The following is a 22,116-nucleotide window of genomic DNA, read 5'->3' as shown; positions in this document are numbered from 1 at the left end:
GCGGGGGAACGGGACGAGCGGAGGGGAGGGTGGACGGGTCAGGCCGCCCGGATGTCGCGCAGGAAGCCGTCGACCTTCTGCTTTACGCTGAGCGATTGCGTCGCCAGCTCGGCGGCGGCGCTCAGCACCTGCGAGGCGGCGCTGCCGGTCTCGCCGGAGGAGACCAGCACCCGCGATACGGTCTGCGACACGTCGCGGGTGCCGCGCGCGGCCTCGCTCGCGTTGCGGGAGATCTCGCCGGTGGCGGCGGTCTGCTGGGAGACCGTCGCGGCGATCGCGGCACTGATCTCGCCCATCCCGGCGATGGTGCGGTCGATCTGCCGGATCGCCTCCGTCGCCTGGCCGGTGGCGGCCTGGATCGCGCCGATCTGGCCGGTGATCTCCTCCGTGGCCCGGCCGGTCTGGCTCGCGAGTTCCTTCACTTCCGCCGCGACGACCGAGAAGCCGCGCCCGGCCTCGCCGGCCCGGGCCGCCTCGATGGTGGCGTTGAGCGCGAGAAGGTTGGTCTGCCCGGCGATGGTCGAGATGAGGGTGACGGCGGCGCCGATCTGGTCGGCGGCGGCCGTCAGGGCCGCCATGGCGGTACCGGTCGCCGCGGCCTCGTGCGCGGCATGGCTGGCGACCTCGTTGGAGCGCAGCACCTGCCGCTCGATCTCCCGGAGCGAGGAGACCATCTCCTCGGCCGCCGCCGCCACGGTCTGCACGTTGACCGCCGTCTGCTCGGCCGCTGCGCTCGAGGCGACGGCCTGGCCGTTGGTGTCGTCGGCGACCTGGGTCATCGAGCGGGCGGTGGCGTCAAGCTCGGTCGCCGCCGAGGTGACGATCTCGAGCGAGCCGGCGATGGTGAGCTGGAAGTCGGAGACGAGATGGTCGATGCGCTGCGCGCGGGCCACGCGGCGCTGCTGCTCCGCCTCGCTCTCGCTCGTCAGGAGGTCGGCCTGGTGCGCCTTGTCGCGGAACACCGCGAGCGCCCGGTTGATCCGGCCGATCTCGTCGTCGCGCTCGGTGCCGGTGATCGCCACGTCGTAGCGCCGGTCGATCAGGGCCTGGACCGTGTCGAGGCAGCGCTTGAGCGGCGTTCCGATCAGGGCGCGGCTCGCCGCCGCGACGACGCCGACGAGGACGACGAGGATGAACAACCCGCCCGCGGCGGTCTCGGCGACGCGCCGGTAGATCGGCTGGGTGAAGGCGGTGGCCGGGACGTCCATCACCAGGGCCCAGGTCGTGTTCATGCCCGGCTGGGTGAAGGGATAGACGAGGCGGACCGCGCCGTCCGGGCTGCCCCGGAGGGTGCGCGGGCGCCGGTCGGCCAGGGCGGCCGCGACCTCGGCCGCGCCGATCCCGTCATAGTCCTTCATCAGGAGATCGCCCTTCGGCGGGACGATCCACTTGCGGGCGTTCGACAGCAGCAGCACGCGCCCGCCCTCGAACGGCTTCAGGGCCGCGAACGCGGCCGCCAGCCCGCTCAACCGGATGTCGACGCCGGCCACGCCGACGACCGCGCCGTCGACCTTGAGCGGTGCGCTGATCGAGGTGACGAGCTGGCCCTGGCTGGTCACGTACGGTTCGACGAGGAGGCTCGCGCCGGACTGGATCGGGTCGCGATACCATTGCTGCGCGGGATTGACCGGGAAGGTCGCGAAGGCGAGCGTGCCGTCGTCCTTGCGGGTCCAGTACGGCGTGAACAGGCCGGCCTCGTTCTCGTAGCCCGAGCCCGTCAGGGATTTCGCCGCCCGCTTGTCGGTCGTGTCCGTCATCCAGGCGCCGAAGAGGGTCGGGTAATCCTGGATCAGGGCCTTGGTCGCCGCGACCGCATCGGCCTTGCGCAGGGCGCCGCCGCTCAGCTGGCCCGACATCGTGGCGGCGAGCGCCCGGCTGGCGGAGATCGCGTCCACGATCTGGATCGAGGTTTCCGCCGTGGTGCCGGCGGCCTTTTCCGTGGCGAGCTGCATGATCTCGGCGTTCGTCCGCTCGGCCGCCGTCCATCCCGCGACACCGACGAAGACGAGGACAGTCAGGCCGATCGCCGAGCCGGCCATGAGCGTCAATTTACTGGACAGGTTGCCCTTGGGAATCATCGGTCGGTCCCATCATCACTGATGCTCAGTGATCAATGATGATGGTTAATAAATTGCCGGATCGGAGACCGGTCTGGTAACCGGAAGATTCGAAATCGCACATCGGCATGGACGGCCCGCCATCCCGGGCATGCCGCCACGAGATCACTCGCGATCCAGGAGTGGTTCCGCCCGCGACACCTGCGGCAGCACATCGGCGGGCGGGCCCGTGGCGACGATCCGGCCGCCTTCCAGGACGTGCACCGTGTCGGCCCCGGCGAGGCTGGTGAGGCGGTGGGCGATCATGATCAGGGTGCGGGTGCCGGCGAGCCCCTGGACCGCCCGCATCACCACGCCCTCGGTCTCGTCGTCGAGGGCGGAGGTCGCCTCGTCGAACACGATCACGTCGGGGTCGTGGTAGAGCGCCCGGGCGATGCCGACGCGCTGGCGCTGGCCGCCGGAGAGCCGGGCGCCGCGCTCGCCGACGCGGGTCGCGTAGCCCTCCGGCAGGGCGGCGATGAAATCGTGCGCTCCGGCGAGCCGCGCCGCCCGCTCCACCGCCGCATCGTCGATCGCGTCGAGCCCGAAGGCGATGTTGTCCGCGATGGTGCCGTCGACGAGGAAGATGTCCTGCGGCACGTAGCCGATGCGGTTCTGCCAGGCGGGCAGGGTCGCGGCGTCGAGCGCGACCCCGTCCACCGCGAGGCGGCCGGTCGTGGGCGTGAGGAAGCCGAGGATCAGCCCGATCAGGGTCGACTTGCCCGAGCCGGTGCGGCCGACCAGGCCGACCGTGGCGTGGGCGGGGATGACGAGGTCGATGCCCGAGAGTGCCGGACGGCCGGGCTCGTAGTCGAACCCGACGCGCTCGAGGCGGATCGCGTCGCGGAACGGCAGCCGCTCGGGGGTACGGCGGACGGTCTCCCGCTCGCCGGCGAGGCCGTCGACCACGAGCCGCACCGCCGGCAGGGTGAAGCGCAGGAGCGCGAGCGCGTTGAACACGTTCTGGAACGCCGGCAGCATCCGGTAGCCGGCGAAGGCGAACAGGCCGAGCAGCGGCAGGAGGCCGGCGGTGTCGAGCCCCTGCGAGAGCGCGAACAGCACCACCACGATGACCCCGCCGAAGGCCAGGGCCTCGATGACGAAGCGCGGCAATTGCCCGGTGAGCAGGCTCTCGGCGCTCGCCTGCGCGTAGGCACGGGCCGGGGCCTCGAACCGGCTCGCGAAGCTCTCCGCCCGGCCGTAGAGCTTGAGCTCGGTCAGGCCGCCGATCGTCTCGTGCACCACCCGGAACCGGCCCTCGTTGCCGGCCACGGCGCGGGCGCCGATGCGGGCGAGCCGCGCCCGCACCACCAGGAAGATGCCGACATAGAGCCCGCCGAACCCGGCCCCGAGGATCAGCGCCAGGCGCGGCGACACGACGAGCAGAAAGACGATGACGGCGGTGGCCGAGGTCGCCCGCGAGGCGATGACCGTGGCGGGGGTCAGCACGCCGACGACGAGGCGGTCGGTCTCGCTCAGGATCGTCTTGGCGAGCTCGGCGCTGTTGGCGGTGGAGAAGAACAGCCGCTCCCGGTCGACGGTGCGAAACAGCAGGCGCCGGGCGAAGCCGTAGCCGACGGCGTGGCTGAAGCGCAGCTGGGCGTAGGTGAGCCCGGCATTGACGCAGGAGGTGACGAGGATCGCGCTCAGCGCGCCGAGCCCGACGACGATCAGGAAGCCGCGGTCGTCGGCGAGCCCGAGCCCGTCGCGGATCGCACCCAGCGCCGGGATGCGCGAGGCCGCCGCCGGATCGCCGACGAGGGTCAGGAACGGCACCACCGAGGCGACGCCGACCACCTCGAGCAGGGCCGCGAGCGCCAGCCCGGCCCCGATCAGTCCGGCGCGGCGGCGCTCGCGCGGGGTCATGGCGCGGAGAAGGTCGATCAGGGCGCGCATCGCGGACTCGTCAGAACGTCGTCGGGGGAGGGGAGGGCGATCAGCGGGTGGAGGATCGCGCGAGGCCGGGCAGCCGGCGGGCCAGCAGCCCGGCGCCGCGCAGGACCTCGCCGGCCTCCCGCACGGACAGCCGCGCCAGCGCCTGGACGAGGCGCAGCGGCACCTGCGCGCAGAAGGCCGTGCCGACGAGTGCGAGCGCGGTCGCCCGGCCGTGATGCTTGGCGGCGTAGCGGATCTGGCTGTCGAGGAAGCAGGCCAGCCGATGCGCCTTGGCCGCCCGCGTGGTGCCCTGGCCCTCGTGCCGCACGCGGATGCCGGGGAGGTGGCGCACCGCGAAGCCCGCGTCCCAGGCCCGGGCGCAGAGATCGACATCCTCGTAATAGACGAAGAAGCGCTCGTCGAAGCCGCCGAGCGCCGTAAAGAGCGGGCGGCGGATCATCAGGAACGCGCCCATCACCTGATCGACCGGCCGTTCGTCGGCGTGATCCCACTCGGTCATGAAGTGGGAGGGCACGAGGCCGGCCCGGTCGAGGAGCAGCGCCTGGCCGAGGAGCGAGAGGGCGGTCGGCCGCCGGGCGCAGGCGCGCTGCACGGCGCCGGCCTCGTCGAGGAGCTGCGCCCCGACGATGCCGGTGGCCTCGTCCGCCATCAGGGCCGCGCGGGCGCCGAGAAGTGCCTCGGCGGTGACCCGCGCGTCGGGGTTGAGAAACAGGATCGCGGCGGCCTCGCCCCGCGCGGCACCCGCGTTGCAGGCCCGGCCGAAACCCTGGTTGTCGGGGTTGGCGACCACGGCCGGGCCGTGGCGCAGGCGCGCCAGCCCCTCCAGCGAGCCGTCGCTCGAGGCGTTGTCGACCACGACGACGTGCAGGGCGAGGGCGTCGCCGAGGGCGGCTTCGGCCGCCGCCAGGCTGGCAAGGCAGGCCCGCAGCAGCGCGCCGCCGTTCCAGTTGACGATCACCACGTCGAGGGCGGGGGTCACGGGCGTCATGACAATCCCTTCGGCGGTCCGAGCCGGCCGCGCAGGCCGTCGATCACCGCGCCGGCGAGCCGCATCGCGACGGCGGGGCGATAGCCGGAATCGGCCCAGACGAGCAGGGCCTGGAGCGGCAGGTAGGCGGCCTGGCGCATGATCCAGCGCCGGGGCACGTGCGGCAGCCGCCAGGCATAGACGCTGTTGCGCAGGTAGGCCGCCATGCGAAACAGCGGCTGGCGCGGCATCTCGATCCCGAGCGCCCGCAGGCGGATCACCCCGGCGCCGACCCGATGGGGGAGGGCGGTCCCGGGCGCCATCCAGCAGGCATGGCCCCGGGCCCAGGCGCGAAAGCACCATTCGAGGTCGACGCCGTCGATGAAGAAGTCGCTGCGGAACGGGCCGATCGCCGCGTAGGCGGCGAGGTCGACGAGGGAGCCCGAGGTCGCCAGGAACTCCACCGGCACGAGCCCGCCGCGATCCGGCACGCCCGGCCGGCGCGGATAGGCCGGCGCCTTGCGGCCGGGCGCCGCCTCCGGCCGCGGGCCGACGACGGCCGGAGGCGGGTGCGACCCCCGCAGCCGCGCCATCGCCGCCTCGAGGTCCGAGACCTGGTCGGGCGTGAAGGCGGCGTCCTGGTCGAGGAGCAGCACCTGGCGCGCCCCCGCCGCGGCGGCGGCCCGCGCGATCGCGTCGAGGGCGCCGCCGACCCCGATATTGCCGTCCCCCGACAGGACCAGGCCGCCGCCGGCGCGCAGCCGGGCCGCCGCGTCGGGCGGCAGGCCGCCATTGTCGAACACGATCGTCCGCCGCGGCTCGGCCGCGGCCCGGGCGAGGAGGGCGGCGACCTGCTCCGGCGTCGGCCGGAAGACCGTGACGCCGATGGCGACCGGGGAGGGGAGGGGCGGGGGCGAGGTTTCGGGCATGCTCGATCGGAGGGGGCGGCCCGTCGCCCTAGGGCCGTCGGATCGCGCCGGTCAATACGCCGCCGCGGCAGCGGAATTGCGGCGATCCGGCTTGCACGCCGATTTCAGCCCCCCGCCTCGATCACCCGTGGATCCAAGACAAGGCTTAGTTTCCTTGGGTTTGAGAATCCGTATCGTGCCACCGTAATGGTTTACGATCTCGATCCGATCCGGCTCCCGGCCGCCTGGCGGCGCCTCGCCGCGCCGCTGGAGGCGGCGTCCGACGAGCTCGTGCGCCTCGACGAGCGGCTCGTCCGGACCGAGCCGGTGCTCGCCGACGGCGCCCGGGCGCGGGCGCACCTGTTCGACGCACAGGCCGCCCTGCATCTCGAGGGCGAACTCGTCGCCCTGGAGGACCTGGTGCTGCACGAGGCGGCGATGGACGTGCGCCGCCCGAACCTGGCGCTCGGCCGCGCCGTCGCGGTGCTGGCCGAGCGCCGCCGGCTCGCCGCCGCGGCCCCGGGATGGGCCTTCTCGACGGAGGGCTGGACGCTGCTCGCCGGGGCCGACGCCCACGAGCCGCCGCAGGACGAGCCGGCGCAGGACGAGGACGATGAGGAGGCCGACGGGCCCGACGCCGATTTCGCCGCCATCGACCGGCTCCTCGCCCGCACCCGCCGGACCCTCGCGGCGCACGAGGCAGGGGCGCCGGCCCCATCCTTCGGCGCGGAGGACGACCCCTCCGCCGCCTGGCGCCGGGTACTCGACGAGACCCGCGACCTGCCGGCGGTCCTGGCCGCCGCCGTCGCCCTCGATGCCTGGCTGGTGCTCGATCCGGCGCCGCGCCGGGGCCATCGCGGGCTCCTCGCGGCGGCGGCCCTGCTGCGGGCCCGGGGCAAGGCGCGGGCGCACCTGCCCGCCCTGGCGCTGGGCCTGCGCGAGAGCCGGGCGCGCTGGTCGCGGGCGCTGCCGCTCACCGAGCGCCTGGCCGGCCTTCTGGGCGCGGTCGAGACCGCCGCCCGCCTGATGGGACGCGACCTCGACCGCCTGGCGCTCGCCCGCGAGGTGATGCTGCGCGCCTGCGCCGGCAAGCGCCGGACCTCGCGCCTGCCGCAGCTCGTCGACCTGTTCGTCGGCACCCCGCTGGTGACGGTGGCGAGCGCGGCGCGAGCGCTCGCCGTCACCCCGCAGGCGGTGGAGGGGATGCTGGCGGAACTGGGATCGGCCCGGCCGCGGGAGTTGACGGAGCGGCGGCGGTATCGGGCGTGGGGGATCGTGTGACGAGCGCATCCCGACCACGGCCGAAAGCGATGCCGCATCACAGGTGGCGATCGAAGTCCATCCGCTGATGCAGGATGCGGACGACGTCGATCACGTCACTGGCGTGATTTCGGTAGAAGACCACGTGCGAACCGACTGCAAGCTTGAAGTAGCCGGGCCTGATGTCATCGGCGCCGCGGCTTCTCGCCGTACCTTTGACGAGGCGATCGAAGCCATCTGCGATCAGCCTGACGTAGCGGTCGGCCTGTGCTTCGTCCCAGCGCTCGGCCGAATAGGTCCAGATGCCGGACAGGTCGCGGCGAGCGGCTGCGGAGAGGCGGATGCGCACTTATTGTCCGCGTGATTTGCGCATGGAGGCCAGGAAGCCGTCGGTGTCGAAATCCTGGAAATCACCGCTGGCTTCTCCCTCGATCAGGGCCGATCGCAGCGCCTCGAGCTTTGCTTCGCGCTCTTCGAGAAGGCGCAGCCCCGCACGAACGACGTCGCTGGCGGAGTTGTATCGACCACCCTCGACTTGCCGGTTGATGAACTGGGTGAAGTGGTCACCGAGCGAGACCGACGTGTTGTGAGCCATGGCTGCCTCCACCTCCCGACGAATATACCAAAAATTGGTACTTCGCTAGCAGGACGATCTGGCCAAGCGGAGCTTCGGACGTTCCATCCCGATTGCGCCCACCCCCGCTTCCCCCGACAATGCCCGCCCCCGCGCCTCGGCGCGCAAGAAGCGCCCCGGCGGGCCAACACCAAGGCATGCGCGTCGTGATCGACCAGGTTTCCCAGCGCCAGCAGGACATCCTCGCCCTCGCCCGCCTGCACGGGCGGGTCAGCGTCGAGGAACTGGCGGCGCGGTTCGAGGTGACGCCGCAGACGATCCGCAAGGATCTCAACGAATTGTGCGACAGCCGGGTCCTGTCGCGCATCCACGGCGGCGCCGTGGTGGCCTCGGGCGTCGAGAACGTGTCCTACGAGGCGCGCCGCCTCGTCGCCCACGGCGAGAAGCGGGCGATCGGCGAGGCGGCGGCAAGGCTCATCCCCAACAGCGCGTCGCTGTTCATCAACATCGGCACCACCACCGAGGAGGTGGCGCGCGCGCTCGGCGACCACGAGGATCTGCTGGTCATCACCAACAACCTCAACGTCGCGACCCTGCTCTACCGCCATCCGAAGATGAACCTGATCGTCGCCGGCGGGCCGGTGCGGCGGGCCGACGGGGCGGTGATCGGCTCGGCGGCGGTCGACTTCATCAACCAGTTCAAGGTCGACTACGCGGTGATCGGCGCCTCGGCGATCGACGAGGACGGCACGCTGCTCGATTTCGACTACCGCGAGGTCCGCGTCGCCCGCGCCATCATCGAGAATGCCCGGCGGGTGATCCTGGTCGCCGACAAGCTGAAGCTGGAGCGCTCGGCGCCGATCCGGGTCGGCCACCTGCGCGAGCTCGACTACTTCGTCACCGACGCGCTGCCCTCCGCGTCCTTGCGCGAGATGTGCGCGGCCCACCGCGTCGCCCTGGTCGAGGCCGGTGCCGAGGCGCCCGCCCAGGAGACCTCCGACGCCGCTGAGTGAGGCGAAACCGAAAGTCATCGACTTTCGTTCGCACCTGTTCGCTTTCGGTTTCGCTTGCGTCGATCCGCGCCCGCGTCTAGATTCGCGCCAGGATGCAAACGAAAGAGCCGAAAGGCTTCGACAGGGAGGTGGCCTTGGCCCCCAGCTTGGCCCCCAGGCAGCAGCCCGGCGACGCGCGCGGGGTGTTCGACCTCGCGGTGATCGGCGGCGGCATCAATGGCTGCGGTATCGCCCGCGACGCGGTGGGCCGCGACGCCTCGGTGGTGCTGTTCGAGCAGAACGACCTCGCCAGCGGCACCTCCTCGACCTCGACCAAGCTGATCCACGGCGGCCTGCGCTACCTGGAGCATTACGAGTTCCGCCTGGTCCGCGAGGCCCTGATGGAACGCGAGGTCCTGTGGGGCATGGCGCCCCACATCGTCTGGCCGCTGCGCTTCGTGCTGCCGCACCATGCCGGCCTGCGCCCCGGCTGGCTCCTGCGCCTCGGGCTCCTGCTCTACGACAACCTCGGCGGCCGCAAGCGCCTGCCCGGTACCCGCACCCTCGACCTGACCCGCGATCCGGCCGGCGAACCGCTCAAGGCCGGCTTTCGCCGCGCTTTCGAATATTCGGATTGCTGGGTCGAGGATTCGCGCCTCGTGGTGCTGAACGCCCGCGACGCCGCCGAGCGCGGCGCAGTGATCCGCCCGCGCACCCGGGTCGTCACCGCCGCGCGCAGCGGCGGCCTGTGGGAGCTGACGGTCGAGGACCGGGAGACCGGCGCCCGCGACACGGTGCGGGCGCGCACCCTCGTCAACGCCGCCGGCCCCTGGGTCGCCGACGTGCTCACCGGCGTGGCGCGGGCCAACTCGTCGGAGGGCGTGCGCCTCGTCCAGGGCAGCCACATCGTGGTGCGCCGCCTGTTCCGGCACGACCGGGCCTACATCTTCCAGAACGCCGACCAGCGCATCATCTTCGCGATCCCCTACGAGCGCGACTTCACGCTGATCGGCACCACCGACCGCGACTACACGGGCGACCCCGCCGACGTGAAGGCGAGCGAGGAGGAGATCGCCTATCTCTGCGCCGCCGCCAGCGAGTACTTCCGCGATCCGGTCACCCGCGACGAGGTGGTGTGGACCTATTCCGGCGTGCGCCCGCTCTACGACGACGGCGCCTCGAAGGCCCAGGAAGCCACCCGCGACTACGTGCTGACCCTCGACGCGCCGCAGGGCCAGCCGGCGATGCTCTCGGTCTTCGGCGGCAAGATCACCACCTATCGCCGCCTCGCCGAATCGGCGCTCGACCGCCTGAAGGACCACCTGCCGGCGGCCCGCAAGGAGCCCTGGACCTCGGGCGCCGTCCTGCCGGGCGGCAACTTCCCTAAGGAGAGCTACGACGACGTCGTGGCGGGGCTCGCGCGCCAGCATCCGGGCGTACCGGAGGCGCTGGTCGCCCGGCTGGTGCGGGCCTACGGCACCGATGCCCGCGAGATCCTGAGCGGGGCCCGCTCCATGGCCGATCTCGGCCGGCTGTTCGGCGCCGACCTCACCGAGCGCGAGGTGCGCCACCTGATGCGCCGCGAATGGGCATCGCGCGCCGAGGACGTGCTCTGGCGCCGTTCGAAGCTCGGTCTTAGGGTCACCCCCGCCGAGGCCGAAGCCCTCGACGAGTTCATGCGCCGCGCCGCCGCCGCCCCCAACGCGGCCTGACAAGAAGAGACGGGAGGGCGCCATGACCCTGATCCTGGAGAACGTCACCAAGCGGGTCGGCCCCGAGACCCATATCCGCGACGTCAGCCTGACGTTGCCGAAGGGCTCGCTCAACGTGCTGCTCGGCCAGACCTTGGCCGGCAAGACCACCCTGATGCGCCTGATGGCCGGCCTCGAGGCCCCGAGCGAGGGCCGGATCGTCGCCGACGGCAAGGACGTGACCGGCCTGCCGGTGCAACGCCGCAACGTCGCGATGGTCTACCAGCAGTTCATCAACTACCCGTCCCTCTCGGTCTACGAGAACATCGCCTCGCCGATGCGGGTCGCGGGCGTCGCGAAGGCCGAGATCGAGGCGCGGGTGCAGGAGGCGGCGGGCCTGCTGCGGCTCACCCCCTACCTGAAGCGCAAGCCCCTCGAATTGTCGGGCGGCCAGCAGCAGCGCACCGCCATCGCCCGCGCGCTCTGCAAGCGCGCCGACCTCGTGCTGATGGACGAGCCGCTGGCGAACCTCGACTACAAGCTGCGCGAGGAACTGCGCGAGGAATTGCCGCGCATCTTCGCGGCCACCGGCGCGATCTTCGTCTACGCCACCACCGAGCCGGCCGAGGCCCTGATGCTCGGCGGGCGCACCGCCACCCTGCACCAGGGCCGCGTCACGCAGGTCGGCCCGACGCCGGACGTCTACCGCCGGCCCGACGACCTCGTCACGGCAAAGGTCTTCTCCGACCCGCCGCTCAACACCCTGCGGATCGTGAAGGGCGGCGGCCGGGTCACCCTGCCGACCGGCGACCAGATCCGGGCGGCCGGGACGCTGGCAGGCGTGCCGGACGGCGCCTACACGATCGGGTTTCGCGCCCACCACCTCGCCCTGGATCCGCTGCCCGGCGAGGCGATCGCGCTGCCCGCCACCGTCTCGGTCGCCGAGATCACCGGCTCGGAGAGCTACGTTCACGTTGATGCCGGCGAGAGCCGCCTGATCGCGCTCGTCTCCGGCGTGCGCCGGCTCGAGCCCGGCACGGCGGTGACCGCCTATCTCGACCCCCGCCACGCCCTGGTGTTCGACGAGAGCGGCCGCACCGCCGCCTTCGACCTGCCGGCGGCCGCCTGAGACGGAGGGGATCCATGGCCCGCATCACCCTCGACCATCTCGCCCACGCCTACGGCCCGAACCCGCAAGGCCCGCAGGATTACGCGCTCAAGGAAATCGACCACGTCTGGCGCCAGGGCGGCGCCTACGCGCTGCTCGGACCGTCGGGCTGCGGCAAGTCCACGTTGCTCAACATCATCTCGGGCCTCGTCGTCCCGACCCGCGGCCGCATCCTGTTCGACGACCGCGACGTCACCACGGTGCCGACCGAGGGGCGCAACATCGCCCAGGTGTTCCAGTTCCCGGTCGTCTACGACACCATGACGGTGCGGGAGAACCTGGCCTTCCCGTTGAAGAACCGGCGCGTGGCGCCGGCCACCATCCGGTCGCGGGTGGAAGAGATCGCCGGGCTTCTCGATCTCACCCGGGTGCTGGACCGCCGCGCCAACAACCTGACGGCGGACATGAAGCAAAAAATCTCGCTCGGCCGGGGTCTCGTGCGCCCGGACGTGGCGGCGATCTTGTTCGACGAGCCGCTCACCGTCATCGACCCGCACCTGAAATGGCAGCTGCGTTCGACCCTCAAGGAGCTTCACCGCAAGCTCGACCTGACGATGATCTACGTCACCCACGACCAGACCGAGGCGCTGACCTTCGCCGACACGGTGGTGGTGATGCATGACGGGGCGGTGGTGCAGACCGGCACGCCGGACGAGCTGTTCGAGCGCCCGGCCCACACCTTCGTCGGCCACTTCATCGGCTCGCCCGGCATGAACCTGCTTCCGGCCGAGGTGCAGGGCGCGACCGCGACGATCGAGGGCCACGCCATCCCGCTCGCGCGCCACTATCCGGAGCTGCCCAAGGGCAAGCGCATCGAGCTCGGGGTCAGGCCCGAATACGTGCATCTGGCGCCGAAGGGCCTCGGGCTCCCGGTGCAGGTCAAGCGCATCGACGATATCGGCCGCCAGCGCCTCGCCCGGGTCGAACTGGGGGGGCGGCCCCTCGTCGCCACGGTGGCGGAGGGCCAGAGCCTCGACGGGACAGAGGCGGCGCTGACCCTCGATCCGCGCCAGATCCACATCTACGCCGACGGCGCCCTGGTGCCGGGGGAGGCCGCATGACCAAGACCGTCAACCAGAAGGCCTGGCTCCTCGTCCTGCCGGTCTTCGCCGTCGTCGCCTTCTCGGCGGTGCTGCCGCTGATGACGGTGGTCAACTACTCGTTCCAGGACACGTTCGGGAACAACCAGTTCTTCTGGAACGGCCTCGGCTGGTTCCAGGAGCTGCTCGACCCGTCGAGCCAGTTCGGCGAGCGCTTCTTCGATTCGCTGTGGCGCAACCTGCTCTTTTCCGCGATCATCCTGGCGATCGAGGTGCCGCTCGGCATCGCGGTGGCGCTGTCGATGCCGCGGGAGGGCCGCTCGGTCGCCTTCTGCCTCGTGCTGATGGCGCTGCCGCTCCTGATCCCGTGGAACGTCGTCGGCACGATCTGGCAGGTGTTTGCCCGCACCGACATCGGGCTGTTGGGCGCGACGCTCAACGGCCTCGGCATCGACTACAACTACGCCGGCTCGGCGCTCGCCGCCTGGATCACCATCGTGACCATGGACGTCTGGCACTGGACGAGCCTCGTGGCGCTCCTGTGCTATGCCGGCCTCAAGTCGATCCCCGACGCCTACTACCAGGCCGCCCGCATCGACGGGGCGAGCCAGTGGGCGATCTTCCGCACCATCCAGCTGCCGAAGATGCGCCGGGTCCTGCTGATCGCCGTGCTGCTGCGCTTCATGGATTCGTTCATGATCTACACCGAGCCCTTCGTGCTCACCGGCGGCGGGCCCGGCAACGCCACGACCTTCCTGTCGATCGACCTCGTCAAGCTGGCGCTGGGCCAGTTCGACCTCGGCCGGGCGGCGGCGATGTCGCTGGTCTACAACCTGATCATCCTGAGCGTCTGCTGGGTGTTCTACACCGTGATGACCAACGTCGACGCCGGCAACCGCACGGTGCTGGCCGACGACCCGGCCGATGCGGCTGCCGCCGGCAGCCTGCCCCAGGCCACCACCATCCCGCTCGACCGGAGGGCCGCCTGATGCGCCCGCGCCACGTCGTGATGACGCTCTACCTCCTGTTCCTGATGGTCCCGATCTACTGGCTCGTGAACATGAGCCTGAAGACCAACCAGGAAATCAACACCAGCATGACGCTCTGGCCGCATGCGATCACGTTCGACAACTACATCCGGATCTTCACCGATCCGAGCTGGTACGGCGGCTACCTGAACTCGCTGTCCTACGTGGCGATCAACACGGTCCTGTCGATCGGCCTGGCGCTGCCGGCGGCCTACGCCTTCTCGCGCTACAGCTTCATCGGCGACAAGCACCTGTTCTTCTGGCTGCTCTCGAACCGGATGGCGCCGCCGGCGGTGTTCGCGCTGCCGTTCTTCAACCTCTACTCGGCGGTCGGCCTGTTCGACACGCCCTGGGCCGTGGCGCTGGCCCACTGCCTGTTCAACGTGCCGCTGGCGGTGTGGATTCTCGAAGGCTTCATGTCGGGCGTGCCCCGCGAGATCGACGAGACCGCGGCGATCGATGGCTACTCGTTCCCGCGCTTCTTTACGAAGATCTTCATGCCGCTGATCGCGTCGGGCATCGGCGTCGCCGCCTTCTTCTGCTTCATGTTCTCCTGGGTCGAGCTCCTGCTCGCCCGCACCCTCACCTCGGTCGACGCCAAGCCCATCGCCGCCACCATGACCCGCACGGTCTCGGCCGCCGGCATGGATTGGGGCCTGCTCGCCGCCGCCGGCGTGCTCACCATCGTGCCGGGCGCCCTCGTGATCTGGTTCGTGCGCAACTACATCGCCAAGGGCTTCGCCCTCGGCCGGGTGTGATCGGGGAGAGCCAAGATGCCTGATTTCGCCTGGATGGCCTGGACCTGGCAGACCGCTTTGTTCTTCGCGGTCATCGCCGGCCTTCTCGCCCTGATGACCGCGCTCGCCGTCTGGCGCCCGGAGACCGAGACGGTCGGGATCCTGCGGATCCCGACGACCCGGGGCGACCGGCTCTTCCTGACGCTGGTCGGAACCGCCTTCATCAATCTCGCCTGGCTCGGCCTCGTCGGCCCGAGCCTCGAATGGGCGCTCGCGCTCTCGCTCGTCTACGGCGCGGCGATGTTCCGCTTCGCCTGAGGCGCCCGGCCGCGACATCGCCTCGTCACCGAGCGATGCGCAAAGACCCAAGAACCGACGGGCCCGCCCGGGCAGGCCCGGCGAACAATCCACCAGGGAGGGACCATCCATGAAACGCCATACTCTGCTCACCGCCGCGAGCGCGCTGGCGCTCAGCCTCGCCGCCGGCCACGCCTTCGCCGGCATGGAGGAGGCCAAGCGCTGGGTCGATACCGAGTTCCAGCCCTCGACCCTGTCGAAGGAGGACCAGCTCAAGGAGATGCAGTGGTTCATCGATGCGGCGAAGCCCTTCGCCGGCATGGAGATCAACTTCGTCTCCGAGACCATCACCACGCACGAATACGAGGCCCGCATCCTGGCGAAGGCCTTCACCGAGATCACCGGGATCAAGGTGCGCCACGACCTCCTGCAGGAGGGCGACGTGGTGGAGAAGATTCAGACCCAGATGCAGTCGGGCAAGAACATCTACGACGGCTGGATCAACGATTCCGACCTCGTCGGCACCCATTTCCGCTACGGCCAGACCGTGGCGCTCTCCGACTTCATGACCGGTGAGGCCAAGGACGTCACCTCGCCGACCCTCGACCTCGAGGACTTCATCGGCCGCTCTTTCGGCACCGGCCCGGACAACAAGCTCTACCAGCTGCCCGACCAGCAATTCGCCAACCTGTACTGGTTCCGCTACGACTGGTTCACCCGCGCCGACCTCAAGCAGAAGTTCAAGGCCAAGTACGGCTACGAGCTCGGCGTGCCGGTCAACTGGTCGGCCTACGAGGACATCGCCGACTTCTTCACCAACGACGTGAAGGAGATCGACGGCGTCAAGGTCTATGGCCACATGGACTACGGCAAGAAGGATCCGTCCCTCGGCTGGCGCTTCACCGACGCGTGGCTGTCGATGGCCGGCAACGGCGACAAGGGCCTCCCGAACGGCAAGCCGGTCGACGAGTGGGGCATCCGCATGGAGGGCTGCCGCCCGGTCGGCTCCTCGATCGAGCGCGGCGGCGACACCAACGGCCCGGCCGCGGTCTACGCCGTCACCAAGTACGTCGACTGGCTGAAGAAGTACGCGCCGCCCCAGGCCGCCGGCATGACCTTCTCGGAATCGGGCCCGGTGCCGTCGCAGGGCAACGTCGCCCAGCAGATGTTCTGGTACACCGCCTTCACCGCCGATATGGTCAAGCCCGGCCTGCCGGTGATGAACCAGGACGGCACGCCGAAGTGGCGCATGGCGCCCTCGCCGAAGGGCCCGTACTGGAAGGAGGGCATGAAGCTCGGCTACCAGGATGCCGGCTCGCTCACCCTCCTGAAGTCGACCCCGCTCGAGCGCCGCAAGGCAGCCTGGCTCTACCAGCAGTTCATCGTCTCGAAGTCGGTCAGCCTGAAGAAGAGCCATGTCGGCCTCACCTTCATCCGCGAGAGCGACATCTGGGACAAGTCCTTCACCGAGCGGGCGCCGAAGCTCGGCGGCCTGGTCGAGTTCTACCGCTCGCCGGCCCGCACGCAGTGGACCCCGACCGGCGTGAACGTGCCGGACTACCCCAAGCTCGCCCAGCTGTGGTGGCAGAACATCGGCGACGCCTCCTCGGGCGCCAAGACCCCGCAGGCGGCGATGGACGCGCTCGCCAACGCCCAGGACGACGTGATGGCGCGCCTCGAGCGCTCCAAGGTCCAGGGCGAGTGCGGCCCGAAGCTCAACCCCAAGACCTCGGCCGAGCACTGGTACGAGCAGGCCAAGAAGGACGGCACGCTGGCGCCCCAGCGCAAGCTCGCCGACGAGAAGCCGAAGGGTGAGACGATCGACTACGACACCCTGATCAAGAGCTGGCCGGCCTCGCCTCCGAAGCGCGGTTGACGCCGAGGGAGCCGGGGCGCTCAAGCCCCGGCTCCCTTCCGCGATGATCCGGGTCTCGCCAGGATGGCGGCAACCGCCGCGCGCGTCGCGAGGGAAACCGTCACGGCGGAACCTCCACCCCTCCGACGAGCGCAGAACCGATGTCCTCCCTCATCCTCGCCATCGACCAGGGCACCACCTCCTCGCGCGCCCTCTTGTTCCGGCCCGACACCTCGATCGCGGGCCTCGCCCAGGCCGAGTTTCCCCAGCACTTCCCGGCCTCGGGCTGGGTCGAGCACGAGCCCGAGGATCTCTGGCGCACCACCCTCGAGACCTGCCGGGCGGCGATGAAGCAGGCCGGCGTGACGGCGCGGGACGTGGCGGCGATCGGCATCACCAACCAGCGCGAGACGACGCTGGTCTGGGACAAGCGCACCGGCGAGGCCGTGCACCGGGCCATCGTGTGGCAGGACCGGCGCTCGGCCGGGATCTGCGCGCGCCTGAAGGAGGCCGGTCACGAGCCGCTGGTCACGGCCAGGACCGGCCTGATCCTCGACCCCTACTTCTCCGGCACCAAGATCGCCTGGATCCTCGACAACGTGCCCGGCGCCCGCGCCCGGGCCGAGGCCGGCGAGCTCGCCTTCGGCACCGTCGATTCGTACCTGCTGTGGCGCCTCACCGGTGGGCGGCTCCACGTCACCGACGCCACCAACGCCTCGCGCACGCTGCTCTTCGACATCCATCGCGGCGCCTGGGACGAGGAGCTGATGGCGCTGCTGGGCGTCCCCGCCTCGATGCTGCCGGAGGTGCGCGATTCCTCCGGCGATTTCGGCGAGACCGACCCGGCGCTGTTCGGCGCGTCGATCCCGATCCGGGGCGTGGCCGGCGACCAGCAGGCGGCGGTGGTCGGCCAGGCCTGCTTCCGGCCCGGCATGGTCAAGTCGACCTACGGCACCGGGTGCTTTGCCCTCCTCAACACCGGCGACCAGCCGGTCGCCTCGAAGAACAAGCTCCTCACCACCATCGCCTACCAGCTGAACGGCCGGCGCACCTACGCGCTCGAAGGCTCGATCTTCGTCGCCGGTGCGGCGGTGCAGTGGCTGCGCGACGGGCTCGGAATCATCGAATCGGCAGCCGAGACGGGCGCGCTCGCCGAGCGGGCCGACCCGGCGCAGGAGGTCTACCTGGTGCCGGCCTTCGTCGGCCTCGGCGCGCCCCACTGGGAGCCCGACGCCCGCGGCGCCCTGTTCGGGCTCACCCGCGGCACCGGCCCGGCCGAGCTCGCCCGCGCCGCGCTCGAGAGCGTGTGCTACCAGACCGCCGACCTCCTGGCCGCCATGCGGGCCGACTGGCCGGACGGGGAGGGGAGCGCCACGGTGCTCAGGGTCGACGGCGGCATGGTCGCCTCCGACTGGACGATGCAGCGCCTCGCCGACCTGCTGGCCGCCCCGGTCGACCGGCCCGAGGTGAAGGAAACGACCGCGTTGGGCGCCGCCTACCTCGCGGGGCTGGCCTGCGGCCTCTACCCGGAGCCCGAGCACTTCGCCGACCACTGGCGCCTGGAGCGCCGCTTCGCCCCGGCGATGGAGCCGACCATGCGCGAGCGCCGGCTCGCCGGCTGGCGCAAGGCCGTGAGCTGCCTGGTGGGGAAGTAGACGAGAGATCGTCCTGCCGGAGCTTCCAATCCACCACGTCATCCCGGGGCCGCGCAGCGGAACCCGGGATCCATAAACGCTGACGTTTCAGAACGAAGCGGAACGCGATCCGCCGGAAACTGCATCGTCGGCGGTTATGGATCCCGGGTTCTCGCCCGCGGCGAGCCCCGGGATGACGATGGAGGCTGGGTTTAAGCGCGTTCGACCGTGTCGACCGCCCTTACTTCTCCAGCCGCGCGAGGAGGCTCGACGTGTCCCAGCGCCCGCCGCCCAGGCTCTGCACCTCGGCGTAGAACTGGTCGACCAGTGCCGTCACCGGCAGCTTGGCCTTGTTGCGGCGGGCCTCGGCGAGGACGATCGACAGGTCCTTGCGCATCCAGTCGACGGCGAAGCCGAACTCGAACTTGCCCTCGTTCATGGTCTTGCCGCGGTTCTCCATCTGCCAGGAGCCGGCGGCGCCCTTGGAGATCACGTCGAGCACCGCCTCGATGTCGAGCCCGGCCCGCTTGCCGAAATGCACCGCCTCCGACAGGCCCTGGACCAGGCCGGCGATGCAGATCTGGTTCATCATCTTGGCGAGCTGGCCGGCGCCGACGGGCCCCAGCAACCGGCAGGCGCGGGCATACGACCCGATCACCGGCTCGACCCGCGCGAAGGTCTCCGCGTCGCCGCCGCACATGACCGTCAGCACGCCGTTCTCGGCGCCCGCCTGGCCGCCGGAGACCGGGGCGTCGATGAAGCCGAAGCCGGCCTGTTCGGCCGCCGCCGCGAGCTCGCGGGCGACCTCCGCCGAGGCGGTGGTGTGATCGACGAAGACCGTGCCCTTGCCCATCGCTGAGAAGGCGCCGTCGGGCCCGGTCGTGACCTGGCGCAGGTCGTCGTCGTTGCCGACGCAGGCGAAGACGATCTCCTGGCCTTCCGCCGCCTCGCGGGGCGTCGCCGCGGCCTTGCCGCCATGGGCACCCACCCACTCGTCGGCCTTGGCCCTGGTGCGGTTGTAGACCGTGACGTCATGGCCCTTGGCGGCGAGGTGGCGGGCCATCGGCCCCCCCATCACGCCGAGACCCAGAAACGCGACCTTTGCCATGCGCTCGTCCTCCCACGCCGTCGTCCCGCGGCGCTCGGCCCCCGGTGTAGTGAGCCGCGCCCACGCCCGTCAAACCGGCGCGCCGCCTCTCCCCGCACGATCCGCGCCCGGGGAGGGCCGATCCGTCACTTCGTATCGAACGGGACGTATTTCGCCCGGATGCGGTCGTAGCGCCCATCGGCGTCGAGCGCCGCGAGCGCGCGGTCGAAGGCCTCGCGCAGGGCGGTGTCGCCCTTGCGCAGGCCGATGCCGGCGCCCTCGCCGAGCAGCGGCTCGCCGGCCGGCACGTCGCCGACGAGGCGGCAGCAGGCCTCGCCCTCGGGCCGGGAGAGGAAGGTGGTGAGCTCGAGCTTGTCGCCGAGCACCAGGTCGACCCGGCCGGCCCGCAGGTCGAGGGTTGCGTCGGCGAGGTTGTCGAAGGTGCGGATCGTGGCGCCCGGCACCCGCTGCTCCAGGAAGGCGACCTGCGGCCCGTGCGCCGCCACGCCGATCGTGAGCCCCTTCAGGGCCGCCGGGGTCGGGTTCGCCAGGGAGGAGTCCCGTCGCGCCACGTAGGAGAACGGGACCCGCAGGTACGGCTTGGTGAAGGCGATGCGGGCGGCCCGCTTCGGGGTGATCGCCATCGCCGCCATGATGGCGTCGTACTCGCCGGCCTCCAGGCCCTTGATGATGCCGTCCCACTGGTGGAGCACGACCGTACAGGTGAGCCGGGCCTCGGCGCACAAGGCCCGGGCGAGGTCGACCTCGAATCCCGCCGGCTTGCCGTCCTCGACGTAGTTGAACGGCGGGCGGCCGCCCTCGGTGGCGATGCGCACCGGGGAGGGCGGGGGCGGGGAGGGCGCATCCTCGGCGAGGGCCGGCGGGGCGGCCAGTAGCGACAGGAGCAGGAGGCGGGAGAGCAGGCGGCTCATCCGGCAGGGTTCTCTCGTGGAGGACGATCGTCCGGGGGCATCTCGGACCGGGCCCGATGCGGAATCGGGCACGGCGGCGCGGACCCTGCCACGGTGACGCCCGCGGACGCAACTCGCGCGGTCCGCCGGGCGCCCGGCCCCGCCGACGCTAACCCCCTGTCAGGGTTAACCGCTCCTTAGACAATCGCGCGCTCTCATCCGGTCATGCGCCTGAGCTTCCGCCCGCCTCATCCCTCCCGCGACCGCGCCGACGCGGTCGAGATCCTGCCCCCGCTCGCCGTCGCCGCGCCGACGTCTGGGGAGCCGGAGCGCGATGCGGGCCGGTCCGGGCGCGACGCCGTCGACCGGGTCGAGGCGGAACTGGTGCGGGCCGCCCGCGCCGTCGGGGTCGCGGCCCGGGACGGCTGCGCCGAGACCGCCGCCGCGGCCTCGGACGCCGCCGCCCTCGCCCGGAACCTCGACGCCCTGGCGGCCGGGGCCGGGACGGCGGGCGCCCGGGGCCTCGCCCTCGGGGCCGCCGCCGACACGCTCGCCGAGGAGGCCGACGGCCTCGCCGGGGTGCTGGTCCAGGCCGCCCGCCACCTCGAACGCACCGACGCCCAGAGCCGCGTCCTCGAGACCGAGATGGTCGAGGCCGCCCAGGATTCCGCCCGCCTCGTCGAGGCGGTGGCGACCCTGGCGCGCCAGGCCAACCGCCTCGCCCTCGGCGCCACCGTCGAGGCCGTCCGCGCCGGGACCGGCGGCGAAACGCTCTGGCAGATGGCGGAGGAGTTCAAGCTCCTGTCCGCGGACGCCGCCCGGGCGGTCGAGGCGGTGCGCGCCCTGAACCGCCGCCTCTCCGGCCCCGGGGCGGTGGCGGCGGGCGGCGTCGCGACCTCGCTCGCCGGCCTGCGCCCGGCGGTCGCCACCGCCGAGGCGGCGGCGACCGCCCAGGCGGCGACCGCCCGGCACCTCGCCGGGACGGCGCAGGACCTCTTCGCCGCGACCGACCTCCTCGACCGCGACGCCGATGCGGCGGCGGCGGCCGCCCGCGAGGCGGCCCGGCGGATGGAGACCGCCCAATCGGTCGGCGCCGGCATCGCGGGCCTCGCCGGGGGGCTCGCCGGGCGCACCGTGGCGTCCCTGCGCCAGGCCGAGATCGGCGACCGGCGCGAGCACGACCGCTACCCGGTCGACCTCGCGGTCCGGGTCGGCAACTGGGGCCTCGGGCGGGTGCTCGACGTGAGCCGCGGCGGCCTGCTGCTGACCCCGCCGGAGGGCTGCGCCGCGCCGGTCGGCGCCCGTCTGTCCCTCGACCTGCGCGGTCCCGGCCGGATGCAGGTCCTCGTCGTCGGCACGAGCCCGCGGGGCCTGCACTGCACGCTCGCCGACGCCGTCTCCGAGGAGCGCATGCGCGACGCCCTGGTGGCGATCGAGGAGGAGAACCGGCCGCTGATCGCGGCGGCGACGGGCGGCGCCGCTTCCGTCGGTGCCGCGCTGGAGCAGGTGCTGGCCGAAGGCCGGCTCACCCGCCAAGCCCTGTTCGACACGACCTACCGGCCGGTCGCCGGCATCGAGCCGCCGCATTATCTCACCGCCGCGGTGCCGGTGCTGGAGGACATCCTGCCGCCGATCCTCGAGCCGCTGCTGCTCGCCGATCCGCGCACGGCGTTCTGCATCGCGGTCGACCGCAACGGCTACGCGCCGGTCCACAACCGCGCCCGGGCCCAGGCGCCCCGGACCGGCGACCCGGCCTGGAACGCGCTGCACGCCCGCCAGCGCCGGCTCTACGACGACCGCATCGGCCTGTCGGCGGCCCGCTCGACCCGGGCCTTCCTGGTCCAGGCCTGCCCGCAGGACGAGGCAGGGCGCCCGCCCTTGCGCGAGGTCGCGAGCCCGATCCGGGTCCACGGCCGGCACTGGGGCGCGCTCCGGATGGGGTTCCGGATCTGAGAGGGGTGGTGGGAAGCGGGCC

At 71.7% G+C, this 22,116-nt stretch carries 19 protein-coding genes; 11 read left to right on the top strand and 8 right to left on the bottom strand.

All coding sequences use genetic code 11. The features are described from left to right. Window positions 1–38: 38 nt before the first annotated feature. From BMX97_RS06305 to BMX97_RS06290, 4 genes are all read right to left on the bottom strand, one after another. Window positions 39–2,078 carry a methyl-accepting chemotaxis protein gene (locus BMX97_RS06305; RefSeq protein ID WP_143074563.1) on the bottom strand — a complete coding sequence of 680 codons (2,040 nt, stop codon included), beginning with the start codon at window positions 2,076–2,078 and terminating at the stop codon, window positions 39–41. A 144-nt stretch (window positions 2,079–2,222) separates the two neighbouring features. Beyond that, the gene (locus BMX97_RS06300) at window positions 2,223–3,992 is read right to left on the bottom strand and encodes an ABC transporter ATP-binding protein (protein ID WP_091746793.1); all 1,770 of its coding nucleotides are present in this window, start codon (window positions 3,990–3,992) and stop codon (window positions 2,223–2,225) included. A gap of 40 nt (window positions 3,993–4,032) precedes the next feature. Next, entirely contained in the window at window positions 4,033–4,980 is a 948-nt protein-coding gene (locus BMX97_RS06295) for a glycosyltransferase family 2 protein (protein WP_091746790.1), read from the bottom strand. Continuing rightward, a complete protein-coding gene (locus BMX97_RS06290; RefSeq protein ID WP_091746787.1) occupies window positions 4,977–5,888 on the bottom strand; it encodes a glycosyltransferase family protein in 912 nt (303 codons plus the stop codon). The genes BMX97_RS06295 and BMX97_RS06290 overlap by 4 nt, the downstream gene beginning before the upstream one ends. A gap of 186 nt (window positions 5,889–6,074) precedes the next feature. Here BMX97_RS06290 and BMX97_RS06285 point away from each other — a divergent pair, with 186 nt between their 5' ends. Further along, complete coding sequence (locus tag BMX97_RS06285; RefSeq protein ID WP_091746785.1) at window positions 6,075–7,148, top strand: RHE_PE00001 family protein; 1,074 nt, start codon at window positions 6,075–6,077, stop codon at window positions 7,146–7,148. 37 nt (window positions 7,149–7,185) lie between these two features. On the opposite strand, the gene BMX97_RS06280 is transcribed toward BMX97_RS06285, so the two are convergent. After that, complete coding sequence (locus BMX97_RS06280; RefSeq protein WP_091746782.1) at window positions 7,186–7,476, bottom strand: type II toxin-antitoxin system RelE/ParE family toxin; 291 nt, start codon at window positions 7,474–7,476, stop codon at window positions 7,186–7,188. Then, the gene (locus BMX97_RS06275) at window positions 7,477–7,722 is read right to left on the bottom strand and encodes a type II toxin-antitoxin system ParD family antitoxin (RefSeq protein WP_091746779.1); all 246 of its coding nucleotides are present in this window, start codon (window positions 7,720–7,722) and stop codon (window positions 7,477–7,479) included. A 188-nt stretch (window positions 7,723–7,910) separates the two neighbouring features. Here BMX97_RS06275 and BMX97_RS06270 point away from each other — a divergent pair, with 188 nt between their 5' ends. The 9 genes from BMX97_RS06270 to glpK all read left to right on the top strand — a co-directional run bounded on the left by BMX97_RS06270 (window position 7,911) and on the right by glpK (window position 18,164). Then, entirely contained in the window at window positions 7,911–8,714 is an 804-nt protein-coding gene (locus BMX97_RS06270) for a DeoR/GlpR family DNA-binding transcription regulator (RefSeq protein ID WP_091747051.1), read from the top strand. 134 nt (window positions 8,715–8,848) lie between these two features. Then, entirely contained in the window at window positions 8,849–10,405 is a 1,557-nt protein-coding gene (glpD, locus tag BMX97_RS06265; RefSeq protein WP_244538304.1) for a glycerol-3-phosphate dehydrogenase, read from the top strand. Between the two features lie 22 nt (window positions 10,406–10,427). Beyond that, the gene (locus BMX97_RS06260) at window positions 10,428–11,513 is read left to right on the top strand and encodes an ABC transporter ATP-binding protein (RefSeq protein WP_091746773.1); all 1,086 of its coding nucleotides are present in this window, start codon (window positions 10,428–10,430) and stop codon (window positions 11,511–11,513) included. Between the two features lie 14 nt (window positions 11,514–11,527). After that, window positions 11,528–12,613, top strand: a complete 1,086-nt coding sequence (locus BMX97_RS06255) for an ABC transporter ATP-binding protein (protein ID WP_091746770.1) — start codon at window positions 11,528–11,530, stop codon at window positions 12,611–12,613. Then, window positions 12,610–13,581: a carbohydrate ABC transporter permease gene (locus BMX97_RS06250; protein ID WP_091746768.1), complete on the top strand. Its 972-nt coding sequence runs from the start codon at window positions 12,610–12,612 to the stop codon at window positions 13,579–13,581. The genes BMX97_RS06255 and BMX97_RS06250 overlap by 4 nt, the downstream gene beginning before the upstream one ends. Beyond that, on the top strand, window positions 13,581–14,378 hold the full coding sequence (locus BMX97_RS06245; RefSeq protein WP_060846945.1) for a carbohydrate ABC transporter permease: 798 nt from the start codon (window positions 13,581–13,583) through the stop codon (window positions 14,376–14,378). The genes BMX97_RS06250 and BMX97_RS06245 overlap by 1 nt, the downstream gene beginning before the upstream one ends. 15 nt (window positions 14,379–14,393) lie before the next feature. Further along, window positions 14,394–14,675, top strand: coding sequence for a DUF2160 domain-containing protein (locus tag BMX97_RS06240; RefSeq protein ID WP_091746765.1), 282 nt, complete (start codon window positions 14,394–14,396; stop codon window positions 14,673–14,675). 109 nt (window positions 14,676–14,784) lie between these two features. Next, entirely contained in the window at window positions 14,785–16,530 is a 1,746-nt protein-coding gene (locus BMX97_RS06235) for an ABC transporter substrate-binding protein (RefSeq protein ID WP_091746763.1), read from the top strand. A gap of 140 nt (window positions 16,531–16,670) precedes the next feature. Then, complete coding sequence (gene glpK / locus BMX97_RS06230; RefSeq protein ID WP_091746760.1) at window positions 16,671–18,164, top strand: glycerol kinase GlpK; 1,494 nt, start codon at window positions 16,671–16,673, stop codon at window positions 18,162–18,164. A 220-nt stretch (window positions 18,165–18,384) separates the two neighbouring features. On the opposite strand, the gene BMX97_RS06225 is transcribed toward glpK, so the two are convergent. Continuing rightward, window positions 18,385–19,251, bottom strand: coding sequence for an NAD(P)-dependent oxidoreductase (locus BMX97_RS06225; RefSeq protein WP_091746757.1), 867 nt, complete (start codon window positions 19,249–19,251; stop codon window positions 18,385–18,387). 125 nt (window positions 19,252–19,376) lie between these two features. Continuing rightward, window positions 19,377–20,162 (bottom strand): transporter substrate-binding domain-containing protein, encoded by a 786-nt coding sequence (locus BMX97_RS06220; RefSeq protein ID WP_091746754.1) that lies wholly within the window; start codon window positions 20,160–20,162, stop codon window positions 19,377–19,379. A 204-nt stretch (window positions 20,163–20,366) separates the two neighbouring features. Here BMX97_RS06220 and BMX97_RS06215 point away from each other — a divergent pair, with 204 nt between their 5' ends. Beyond that, window positions 20,367–22,094 carry a methyl-accepting chemotaxis protein gene (locus tag BMX97_RS06215; protein ID WP_091746751.1) on the top strand — a complete coding sequence of 576 codons (1,728 nt, stop codon included), beginning with the start codon at window positions 20,367–20,369 and terminating at the stop codon, window positions 22,092–22,094. Window positions 22,095–22,116 lie beyond the last annotated feature (22 nt).

Origin of the sequence: Methylobacterium sp. ap11, from assembly GCF_900110515.1 — a bacterium.
Classification (GTDB): Bacteria; Pseudomonadota; Alphaproteobacteria; order Rhizobiales; family Beijerinckiaceae; genus Methylobacterium; species Methylobacterium ajmalii.
Note: the sequence above shows the minus strand (reverse complement) of the source record. Positions and strands in the feature narration are given on the sequence as shown.